Genomic DNA, 11,175 nt, shown 5'->3' with positions numbered 1-11,175 from the left:
TCCTTCCTCAAAGTGCATAGACTCTTTAGCGCCCCAAAATTTGACAAAGAGCCAAAAATAAGCCGCCCTAAGGCGGCTTATAAGAGCCCCACCATGCCGTATATATACCGTGTTTTGATCCTGCGATAGCAGGTGGGTGCCCTCCTCGTAATCTTACTGTCCTTCATCAGGCATAGTGCCAATACAAGAGTCCAGGCTCCCGATGTAATAGTGTTGGCTCAAAACTACGATACCACACGCACACAGCAGGGGGATTCTTTACTATTATATTAACAAAATCAGCCGTTTATTTCAAGGTCTTGAAACAAACGACTGATATAGATTTAGCATATATCAAGCAGAAGTAGACCAAAAAGTACTAGCGGTCATACTTTTTTTTACCAAAAACTTGATTTTACACTAACTTTTCTTTTTCCGTATCGGTTTTAATGTGAAGTTCACGCAACTGTTTTGGCGCAACTGTAGACGGAGCCTGGCTCATGAGGTCGGCCGCACTCTGTGTCTTAGGGAACGCAATTACGTCGCGGATGGATTGACGTTTAGCCATGAGCATTACCAAACGGTCAAGACCGAAGGCACAACCGCCGTGTGGAGGTGCCCCGAACTGGAAGGCATCCAACATGAAACCGAATTTGCTGCGGCTTTCTTCTTCCGTAAGGCCGATAGCTTTGAATACTTTTTCCTGTACATCGGATTGGTAAATACGGATACTGCCGCCGCCGATTTCAACGCCGTTCAATACCATATCATAGGCGATGGCTTTAACGGATGCAGGATCGGATTCTAATTTATCCATATCTTCGGCACGAGGTGAAGTGAACGGATGGTGCATAGCCACATAACGTTTTTCTTCTTCATCGTATTCGAACATTGGGAAGTCGGTTACCCAAGTGAAGGCCAATTTGTTTTCGTCGATAAGGTTCATACGACGACCCATTTCAAGACGAAGTTCACCCAAAGCTTTGGCTACCACAGCCGGTTTGTCCGCAATCATGAGTACCAAGTCGCCCGGTTTAGCCTGCATTTTTTCACCAATGGCACGGATAGTATCTTCACCCAAGAATTTCATAATCTGGGATTTGATAGTGCCGTCTTCGTTAAAGCATGCCCAAGCAAGGCCTTTAGCACCGTACTGACCAACATAGTTTACGAGGTCATCAAGTTCACGACGCGGAATGCCTGCATCGCCAGGTACTACAATACCTTTAACCATACCACCGTTGTCAATCACGGAGCGGAACACTTTGAATTCCGTCGTGCGAACCAAGTCGGTTACATCGGTGAATTCCATGCCGAAACGAAGGTCCGGTTTGTCGGAACCGTATTTGTCCATGGCTTCATCCCAAGTGATGCGCGCCATCGGAATCTGAACATCAATGTCCATCGTTGTTTTGAATACATGGTGAATCAAGCCTTCCAAGGTTTCCAGAATCTGTTCTTGGTCGATGAAGCTCATTTCCAAGTCGAGCTGGGTAAATTCAGGCTGACGGTCGGCACGTAAGTCTTCATCACGGAAACAACGAACGATTTGGAAGTATTTTTCATAACCGGCTACCATCAAGATTTGTTTAAAAATCTGAGGAGACTGTGGCAATGCATAGAAAGAACCAGGGTTCACGCGGGACGGTACCAAGTAGTCACGAGCCCCTTCCGGTGTACTCTTCGTAAGCATTGGTGTTTCAATTTCGAGGAAATCACGGGAATCCAAGAAGTCACGCATAGCCTTAGTCACACGGTGACGAAGGATTAAGTTGCGCTGCATTTCCGGACGGCGAAGATCCAAGTAACGATATTTTAAGCGGATATTTTCATCAACGTCAATATTGTCTTGAATATAGAACGGTGGTGTTTTGGACGCATTGAGTACGCGAAGTTCTTCGCAGTACATTTCATAACGACCGGTAGCCAAATTAGGGTTGATGGCATCTGCATCACGTTCCGTAATTTTACCGCGAACACAAAGTACGTATTCACTACGTACATCTTCCGCTTTGTGGAAAGATTCTAAATTATGATCAGGGGATGCTACGACCTGAACTACGCCGGAGCGGTCGCGAAGGTCGATAAAAATCAATCCGCCATGGTCACGACGGCGTTCTACCCAACCGCAAAGGACAACCTCCTTACCTACTTGTTCTTCGCTGATAGTACCGCAACCATGTGTGCGGTGCAATCCTTGCATTGTTTCCATTCTTGTCATCCTTTCACTAGTGAAGTTACTCGTGCCAATACATCCGTAAAGGCTACGGTTTCCTGCTCGCTGCTTTCCATGTCGCGAATAATCGCTTCACCGCGAGCTAATTCATCATCACCCACTATAATAACATATTTTGCATTAATTTTGTTAGCATGTTTTAACTGGCTCTTCATACTTTTACCTTCGCCGTCCATAGCCGCCTTAATATAGGCTTTATGAAGGTCGTTAACCAATTTAAAACCGGCTACCTGTGCTTCTTCGCCTAAAGCAACTACAAACACGGACGGATCAATCGTTTCTTCCGGTAATAAACCTTGCTTTTCAAGGGCCAACAAGAGACGTTCGATGCCCATGGCAAAACCCACAGCCGGCGTATGCGGACCATCCAATTCTTCTACGAGACCGTCATAACGACCGCCACCGGCTACGGCACTTTGAGAACCGAGCGGTGCATACTGTACTTCGAAAGCTGTCTTCGTGTAGTAATCCAAACCGCGTACCAAACGAGGGTTTACAACATAATTAACATTCGCTGCGGTCAAGAATTTCTGGAGCTGATCGAAGTGGTCGGAACATTCCTGACATAAGTTTTCATGAATTTCAGGGGCCCCAACGGATAAAGCTTTACAAGTTTCTTCTTTGCAGTCCAAAATGCGAAGCGGGTTCTTATATAAACGAGCTTGGCAATCCGGGCAAAGTTGATCTTTTTTAGGTTCAAAGAAGGCAATTAACTTTTCACGGTAAGCGGGACGGCAATTCGGACAACCTACGGAGTTAACCTGTACGCTTAAGTCCTTAAGGCCGAAGTCGTTAAATAATTGCAACACCATCAAAATTACTTCGGCGTCAGTTGCCGGAGCCTGCGTACCCAATACTTCCACACCGAATTGGTAGAACTGGCGATAACGACCGGCCTGTGGTTTGTCATGACGGAACATCGGTCCGATGTAGAACCATTTCGTCAAGTTTTCCTGGCCGTATACTTTGTTTTCTAAATAGGCGCGTACGGCGGATGCCGTATTTTCAGGACGCAACGTATAAGTCTGTTCTTTTTTGTCGCCTGTCGGGAATGTGTACATTTCCTTCTGAACTACGTCGGTTGTTTCACCGATACCACGCAAAAACAAACCTGTTTCTTCAAACATAGGTGTACGAATCTCGTCAAATCCGTACGCTGCGCAAATACGGCGAATTTTGTCTTCCACATAGCGCCAATTACCAATTACATTAGGTAATAAGTCTTGTGTACCTCTAGGCTTTTGAATTCCCATATTTTTATCCCTCCCAAAACTTTTTGCATAATCGACTGCGCTTTTCAAGCAGTGCTGATAAGGTATCAATATAAACGGATACATCTTTAGGCATATGCTGTTGTAATTGCCGATATTCCGGAGCGCGCATCCATTTAGAGGAGCTACCCGGACCAACGGATAATATGCTCTGCCGTTCTTCCATAATCCGAATATTATATTCACAAATATACCCCGGCAAAGTATAGCCGATATTTTCAGTCTGGCTCGTCATATATTGTTGACGATACACATAATAAGGCACATAACCGGCCGCCTCAAGGCGCTCTTTACTGCGCGCCACCATTTCTTCCACGGCAGCGGCTTCCGGCATGGCCTCGCGACCTACACCGTCATAAAGCGGACTGCCCCGCTTCAATGCCAATGTATGAATTGTAACATTTTCAGGCCGTGCCTGACAAACATAATCTAGATTTTCTTCCATGTGCGAAATAGTCTGATACGGTAAGCCCGCAATAAAGTCCATATTCACGGAAAAATTCGTATAAGAACGCACATAGGCATATAATTCTTTAATAGCCGCAGCCGTATGACCGCGCCCGACAGCTTTTAAAATATCATCGTGCATACTCTGCGGATTGATGCTGATTCGGTTAACCCCCAGTTTAGCCATAGTCGCAAGCTTATGAGGCGTCACCGAATCAGGCCGCCCCGCTTCCACCGTAAATTCACTGTTTTCACGATGAAGCTTGGCCAAGGCTGCCAAGGCTGTTGCAAAATCCTCATCACCTAAGCTCGTTGGTGTACCGCCACCCATGTACACCGTGGCAACTTGTAAGCCATATGCCTCAATAAGGCCTTTAAGCTGCGTTGCATCGTTTACAAAGGCGCCCAAAAACTCCGGAATGCGCCGATAATCCTGAATCAGCCCGTATGGGAACGAACAATACGTGCAGTGCGTTTGGCAAAACGGAATGCCGCCGTAAACGCTCACTTCCCGGTCCGCCGTTTCATGAGGCGCCACAAAAGGACGCTGTAGCGTAGCTACCGCTTTTAACAGCTCAAGCTTCGGCTCGCTGACTTCAAAGCGGTCTCGCAAGACTTGTACCGCCGTGTCACAACCGGATATGACAGCACCGGACTCATCGGGATTCGATGGTTCAGCGACTGGTGGCGTATCACTGTTTTCGGCATTGTCCCATAATTTATGGAACATTTTTGTTGGCCGAACACCTACCAAAGTGCCCCACTCACCAAGAGCGGGACGTCCTTGGGTAGTGCGGATTAATTTAAGTAATTGCCCACCTATCTCGAGGCGTCCTTCATTGGAAAGAGCCCCTTTAAACACGGCCACCGGCTCGTCATTATGATACACCGTCAAGGTATAGCCCTCTTCAGCGCCCAGACCTTCCAGGCGCCAAAGAGAATCCCCTTTAGTCGTCGTAAGACCGGCGGCGCCGCAATAATGCGCCACCACACTGCCCAAAGGCAACGGTCCCGTATAACGATAGGTCAAATTACTCACCCTTTTGAGCAGCCGCTTCCGCTTCTTCCGCTTTCATTTTTTCCTGACAATCGCCGCAGTAGCCATAGACTTTCAACTGATGGTCAATCGTTTTGAAATTAAGTTTTTTGGCAATAATGGATTCCAAAGTTTCGAGCATGTCGTCTTCAAATTCTTTGACGCAACCGCATTTAACACAAATTAAATGATGATGGAAATGAGCAAATTCTTCATCATTTAATTCGTAACGATTACGACCGTCACCGAAGTCAAGGCGTTTTAATAAATCAAGTTCAGTGAATAGATCGAGGGTACGGTAAATGGTAGCCAAACCGATATCAGGGGCTACAGCTTTAACCAATACATATACGTCTTCAGCGCAGAGATGCTTTTCTTCCGCATCAATAAACGCTTGTAAAATTGTCTGGCGTTGGGTCGTCAACTTATACTTTTTGTCTTTAATACGTTCTTTCAATTTTTCTAATGTCGTGTTCATACAGTTCCATCCTTCTTGTAAAACGAGTTAAAATACCAAAGTTTTGTAAGCACGATTTGTAACATCGCTGTGATCGGCACTGCCGTCATCATACCGATGATGCCATAGAAATAACCGCCTACAAAAATTACGGTTAATATAACTAACGGATGCAGCTTGATAACGTGACCTAAAATTTTAGGCATCACAATCTGCCCGTCAATTAACTGAATAATGGCATAGGTAATGATAATTTTCACTACCAATGCAGGCCCCACCAAGGAGGCCAATATAATAGCCGGTATGGCTGCTACAATAGGTCCGATAATAGGAACCCATTCCGCGATAGCCGCGAACAAGGCCAATACCAAAGGATACGGTAATTCAAAAAAATAGGCTATGACCAGGGTTATGCAGAACATATTCGTTGCCAAAAGAAGCTGTCCCCGCAAATAGCGCCCCATGGTACGGTGAATCTGATTCACCACGTCCATTAAATACCGATTGTGCGGCGGCTGGAAAATCGAAATGACTTTGCCCTTAATTTGCCGTCCATCCTTCAATAAATAGAAGGTCATAATCGGTACGAGTAAACATTCCAAAACGGTCGTTGCCAATGAAAAAATAGCGAAAATGCCGCGCTGCGCCAATTCGACGCCGTACGAACTGATACGGGCCAAAGTAGTCATGACGATGGCATCAATCTGTGGGGGTAACTTCAACCATTCACCGGACGTGATATCTTGCCACAAAACAATGAGCTGTGACATCAAAACCGGTAAGTTATTGAGCAAACGGGTAAATTCAGCAATAAACGGTAAGATAATAAACTGAATTACCAATAGTAAAATAAGTGCTACCAACAGAAATGCCGGTATGATGGCCAGCCAACGGGGAAACCACGCAAAGCCCAGCCGATGTCGCATATAATCTTGGATGCCATTCACTACGGGTAGCAAAATGAGCGTACAGATTAACGATACAATAAGCGGCCAGAGCACCGGAATAATGGCCCACAGAAAAATCACGGCCAGCACAATCAACACGACTCTGAGCCAATACTGTGTTGATTTTTTTAACATATTCGGTCACCGCCTAACGAAAAAACGGATTATAAGTCTCTTCATGACCGATGGTCGTCTCCGGCCCATGGCCCGGATAAACGACAGTTTCTTCCGGCAAGGTAAAGAGTTTATGGCGAACCGAATCAATCAAGTCCTCGTAGCTGCTGCCCGGGAAATCGGTACGGCCGATGGATTCCAGCAAGAGGCTGTCCCCTGCCAGAACCATGCCTTCACCGTAGAAGCAAACACCGCCCGGCGTATGCCCCGGTGTTTCAATAACCTTAAAGGAGTACTCACCGAGATGAATCACATCATCTTCTTTGATAAAACGAATATCGCCGGTCACCTTCACGGGCTGACCGATGGCACCACTCAAATTAAGATTGCTGTTTGTCAAAAATTCTTCATCGCCCTTGTTGATATAAACGGGCACTTTGAATGCATCCACCACGGCCTGTACCCCACCGATATGGTCACCGTGACCATGGGTGAGAATAACGGCTTCCGGTTGCACCCCTTTTTCTTTCAAAAGCGCAACAAGACGCTCGCCTTCACCGCCCGGATCTACGACTAAACAATGCTGATTGCTTTCATCAACGACGATATAACAATTCGTCCCCAACGCCCCTAAGGGCATCCGATATAATTTCATACGCATCACTCTCCACAATATTATGCGAAATATATTAAATGATTAAATGATTAAAATATTAGCATTTAAAACAGCTTTTGACTGTCCAACAAGATGGTCACCGGTCCGTCATTGGTAAGGCTCACCATCATGTGCGTTCTAAATCGCCCCGTGGCCACCGTTACCCCCGCTTCGCGACAACGATTGATGAACACTTCATACAAACGCTCCGCTTCGTCCGGTGGTGCCGCTTGGTCAAAACCGGGGCGACGGCCTTTACGTACATCACCGTACAGTGTAAACTGCGACACAGCCAAAATCTCACCATTCACATCGGCTACGGACAGATTCATCTTTTCCTCGGCATCTTCAAAGATGCGTAAGTTAACAATCTTGTCAGCCAAATAAATGGCATCCGAATCGGTGTCACCTTTGCCGACCCCTAACAGAACCATAAGCCCCTTAGGAATGGCACCGGTTGTTTCGCCTTCGACGGTTACAGCTGCTTCACTCACTCTTTGCACTACTGCCCGCATCAACTACCTCCATTGGCGCGTTGCACGGTATACACATCGCGAATACGCCGTAATTTAGTCATAACAAAATCAAGTTCCGATACGTCGCGAATTTCAATAACTAAGTTGATATTCGCATTCTTCGTATCATCCACTTTAGCATTAATATTAACAATGTTAATTTTCATTTCCGACAGCGTGGCCATGATTTCCATGAGTAAACCACCTCGGTCGTAAGCGGTAATTTCAATGGCTACGTGGAAGTTTTCCGACGTCCCCGCATCCCACGATACTTCAATCATACGGTCCACATCTTCCGGCGTGTGGCCGATATTCGGACAATCCGCCCGATGGACGGATACTCCGCGACCGCGGGTAATATAGCCTACCACTTCGTCGCCCGGTACCGGATTACAGCAACGAGCCATACGAACCATTACATCCGGTTCGCCGTTGACGAGAATCCCCGTACTGCTCTTACGATGCACCGGTTCATGGGTTTTGAGTTTTTCCAAGAGAGCCATCGTATCGCGGCGATTGTCTTCTTTTGCCAAATCACGTTTGTATAAATCAACAAAACGTAACAATACGGAATTTACCGGAATCCCGCCGTAACCGACAGCCGATAAGAGCTCCGTTTCACTGCCTGCATTCAAGGCTTTCGCAATCTGCTCCATGCGGCCCGGCTTATTGAGCTCTTTCCAATCATAATTGAGTCGTTTCGCTTCTTTTTCCAAAAGCTCACGGCCTTTAACGATGTTTTCTTCTTTATTTTCCTTTTTAAACCAGTTGCGAATCTTACTCCGGCTTTCCGTAGATCCTACGATATTAAGCCAATCAAGACTCGGTTTGCCGGTTTTTGACGTAATAATATCGACGATATCGCCGTTTTGTAAGGTGTAATCAAGGGATACGATTTTACCGTTTACCTTAGCCCCTACACAGCGATGGCCTACATCGGTATGAATACGATACGCAAAATCAAGCGGTACCGCCCCTTTAGGGAGTTTCAATACGTCACCGCGCGGCGTGAAAACGAACACTTCCCCGGAGAACACGTCCAATTTTAACGCATTAACCAGTTCCTTCGGATTGCTCGCATCCTGCCATTCAAGAACTTGGCGAAGCCAACCGACCTTCTGGTCAAAGTCTTTATCGCCGCCCTTATTGCCTTCTTTGTAGCGCCAATGAGCGGCTACGCCGTATTCGGAAACGCGGTGCATTTCCCAGGTTCGAATCTGAATTTCTACAGAATGCCCCATGGTCCCGATGATCGTGGTATGTAAGGACTGATACATATTCGACTTCGGCATGGCAATATAATCTTTAAAACGATATGGCAACGGTTTCCACAAATTATGAACGATACCCAGTACGGCATAACAATCCGGAATCGTATCCACGATAACGCGCACTGCATACAGATCGTAAATCTGCGACAAATCGCGATTGTCCTTTTTCATTTTTTTATAAATACTGTAAAAATGCTTTGGTCGACCTTTAACATCAGCCTTGATATGAGCATCATCCAGCGCCTTTTTCAGCTGTTTCATGGTATCGTCAACAATTTCTTCGCGTACATGGCGCTTTTCACGCATTTGCTCTACCAAATCGTAGTATTTGTCCGGTTCCAAATAACGGAAGGACAAGTCTTCCAATTCCCATTTAATGTTAAAAATCCCCAACCGATGAGCCAACGGTGCGAAGATTTCCAAAGTTTCCTGCGCAATGCGCTTCTGCTTATCGCTGCGCATATGCTTCAAAGTACGCATATTATGGAGGCGGTCGCCTAATTTAATAACCACCACGCGCACGTCCTTCGCCATAGCCAGAATCATCTTGCGATAGTTTTCCAGCTGCTGATCTTCTTTGGTGTGATACTGAAATTGATTTAATTTCGTAACACCGTCGACTAAAAAAGCCACTTCTTTCCCAAATAACTCTTCAATCTGCGGCAACGTATACTCCGTATCCTCCACAACATCATGGAGCAGTGCGGCGATAACGGTCGTCGCATCGATTTGTAAATTGGCCAAAATGGTGGCTACGGCTAAAGGATGTAAGATGTACGGTTCGCCGGACGCTCTTTTTTGCGGGGCGTGAGCTTTGTCCGCCACTTTAAAAGCCCGCATAATGTCGTCACAATCTTTATCATCCAAATAGGAGTGAACAATCTCCATCAGATGTGCCAATTCCACTTCTTTATTAAAAGCCGGTTGATCGACGATAACCTTGCCTTCTTCATTTTCAGCCATAATTTCCACCTCCTTAGGCACTGTATTTTAAAAATGTCAGTGATGTAATTAACTCTAATTTTTCTTTTACATGGCACCAACGATAAAGTGCCATGCCGTCATCCGTAGCTTCTTCCTGTAAAATCCCAAGCTCTTTAAAAACATCCAAGGATAGCATAGCTTCCTTATTCGTCTGGTTTTCCGGATGGCGGTGCAATACTTCCGATTCCACAATATAGCGCGGTGCCGTAGCACTTCTGAAAATACTGCGCACGATGACATACATTTCGCGCAAGCCCTCTGCCGTCAGTTTGATAGGCTGTTCATCCAAAAGCGCCAAATCCTGCACCATCAATTGTGGTGAAATACGCCCTTGCCACTCATTCTTTTGCAAGGAAAATGCGACTTTAACCCGTTCATCAGGAAATACTTCCCGATGATAGTCGGCGCCGTGCCAAATAATCGCATCCAACGGGCCTATTTGGGATTGCAAAATAATCTTACAATGATTCTTCTGCTGCCCCAATAAGTACACGTCCTGTACGGCAATCGGATTGATGGCAAATACCGGAGTGCTGTTCCCCATGCCGTAGGGCTCTAAGGTTTCAATCTGGTCCACCAATTCTACCGTTACTTCACCCGGTTCCAACTCCGAGTCGATATCGATAATCGGCACATAATCTTCCGCCGTCAAATTCGCTTCGCAATAGGCGGCCAAGCGCTCCCGCAAAGCGGGAATTTTATCCGCTTCAATACTGAAACCGGCCGCCTGTTTATGGCCACCGAATTGCAAGAGTAAATCTTCCGCCGATTTTAAAGCATCATAAATATTGCAATTATCTATACTGCGGCAGGATCCTTTGCCCACACCGTCATGAATGCTGATAACCATGGATGGCCGATAAAATTCTTCCACCAAGCGCGACGCCACAATGCCGATAACGCCGGGATGCCAACCTTCACCGGCTACAACGATAACCTTATGAGCCGATTCACCCTGATTGATTACGTCCTGCCGGGCCGCTTCGTGAATGCCCCGCTCAATGGTTTGGCGCTCCAAATTAGTTTCTTGCAGTTCTTCCGCAATGGTATTGGCTGTTGCCATATCCGTAGCGGTCAATAATTCCACCGCCCGCGTCGCATGAGTTACACGACCGGCCGCATTGAGGCGCGGTGCCAAGGTAAAACCGATGTGACCGGTTGTTAATTTACGACCTTGAAGACCCGCTACCGCTACGAGGGCATCAATCCCCATATTTGGCGATGTCATCATCTTCTTAAGCCCTTCGCGAACAATAATGCGGT

Annotated in this window: 9 protein-coding genes and 1 other RNA gene; all 10 read right to left on the bottom strand. The window is 46.4% G+C overall.

Annotated features, from left to right (window positions below):
* Positions 1-81: 81 nt before the first annotated feature.
* Positions 82-255: non-coding RNA, 6S RNA (gene ssrS, locus E7204_RS05490), on the bottom strand.
* 139 nt (positions 256-394) lie between these two features.
* Complete coding sequence (aspS, locus tag E7204_RS05485) at positions 395-2,191, bottom strand: aspartate--tRNA ligase (RefSeq protein ID WP_127058781.1); 1,797 nt, start codon at positions 2,189-2,191, stop codon at positions 395-397.
* A gap of 5 nt (positions 2,192-2,196) precedes the next feature.
* A complete protein-coding gene (gene hisS, locus E7204_RS05480; protein WP_295182542.1) occupies positions 2,197-3,468 on the bottom strand; it encodes a histidine--tRNA ligase in 1,272 nt (423 codons plus the stop codon).
* Between the two features lie 4 nt (positions 3,469-3,472).
* Entirely contained in the window at positions 3,473-4,972 is a 1,500-nt protein-coding gene (gene hemZ / locus E7204_RS05475; protein WP_295182539.1) for a coproporphyrinogen dehydrogenase HemZ, read from the bottom strand.
* Positions 4,965-5,447 carry a Fur family transcriptional regulator gene (locus tag E7204_RS05470; RefSeq protein ID WP_021841666.1) on the bottom strand — a complete coding sequence of 161 codons (483 nt, stop codon included), beginning with the start codon at positions 5,445-5,447 and terminating at the stop codon, positions 4,965-4,967. The genes hemZ and E7204_RS05470 overlap by 8 nt, the downstream gene beginning before the upstream one ends.
* Positions 5,444-6,508, bottom strand: a complete 1,065-nt coding sequence (locus E7204_RS05465) for an AI-2E family transporter (protein ID WP_127058778.1) — start codon at positions 6,506-6,508, stop codon at positions 5,444-5,446. Before E7204_RS05465 ends, E7204_RS05470 begins: the two co-directional genes overlap by 4 nt.
* Before the next feature lie 13 nt (positions 6,509-6,521).
* Entirely contained in the window at positions 6,522-7,142 is a 621-nt protein-coding gene (locus E7204_RS05460; RefSeq protein ID WP_295182533.1) for an MBL fold metallo-hydrolase, read from the bottom strand.
* Positions 7,143-7,207: 65 nt separating this feature from the next.
* Positions 7,208-7,657, bottom strand: a complete 450-nt coding sequence (gene dtd / locus E7204_RS05455) for a D-aminoacyl-tRNA deacylase (RefSeq protein ID WP_295182530.1) — start codon at positions 7,655-7,657, stop codon at positions 7,208-7,210.
* On the bottom strand, positions 7,657-9,894 hold the full coding sequence (locus E7204_RS05450) for a bifunctional (p)ppGpp synthetase/guanosine-3',5'-bis(diphosphate) 3'-pyrophosphohydrolase (RefSeq protein WP_295182545.1): 2,238 nt from the start codon (positions 9,892-9,894) through the stop codon (positions 7,657-7,659). Before E7204_RS05450 ends, dtd begins: the two co-directional genes overlap by 1 nt.
* Positions 9,895-9,904: 10 nt before the next feature.
* Positions 9,905-11,175 (bottom strand): DHHA1 domain-containing protein (locus E7204_RS05445; protein ID WP_295182527.1); only part of this gene is annotated, 1,271 nt, incomplete at its 5' end.

Source organism: Veillonella sp., from assembly GCF_015058545.1.
Taxonomy (GTDB): Bacteria; Bacillota; Negativicutes; order Veillonellales; family Veillonellaceae; genus Veillonella_A.
This window is presented reverse-complemented; position numbering and strand designations above follow the sequence as displayed.

Excerpts from the sequence above, each read along its gene's own strand:
- aspS (WP_127058781.1), bottom strand. The coding sequence starts at position 2,191 with ATGGAAACAATGCAAGGATTGCACCGCACACATGGTTGCGGTACTATC.
- hisS (WP_295182542.1), bottom strand. The coding sequence starts at position 3,468 with ATGGGAATTCAAAAGCCTAGAGGTACACAAGACTTATTACCTAATGTA.
- E7204_RS05470 (WP_021841666.1), bottom strand. The coding sequence starts at position 5,447 with ATGAACACGACATTAGAAAAATTGAAAGAACGTATTAAAGACAAAAAG.
- E7204_RS05465 (WP_127058778.1), bottom strand. The coding sequence starts at position 6,508 with ATGTTAAAAAAATCAACACAGTATTGGCTCAGAGTCGTGTTGATTGTG.
- E7204_RS05460 (WP_295182533.1), bottom strand. The coding sequence starts at position 7,142 with ATGAAATTATATCGGATGCCCTTAGGGGCGTTGGGGACGAATTGTTAT.
- dtd (WP_295182530.1), bottom strand. The coding sequence starts at position 7,657 with ATGCGGGCAGTAGTGCAAAGAGTGAGTGAAGCAGCTGTAACCGTCGAA.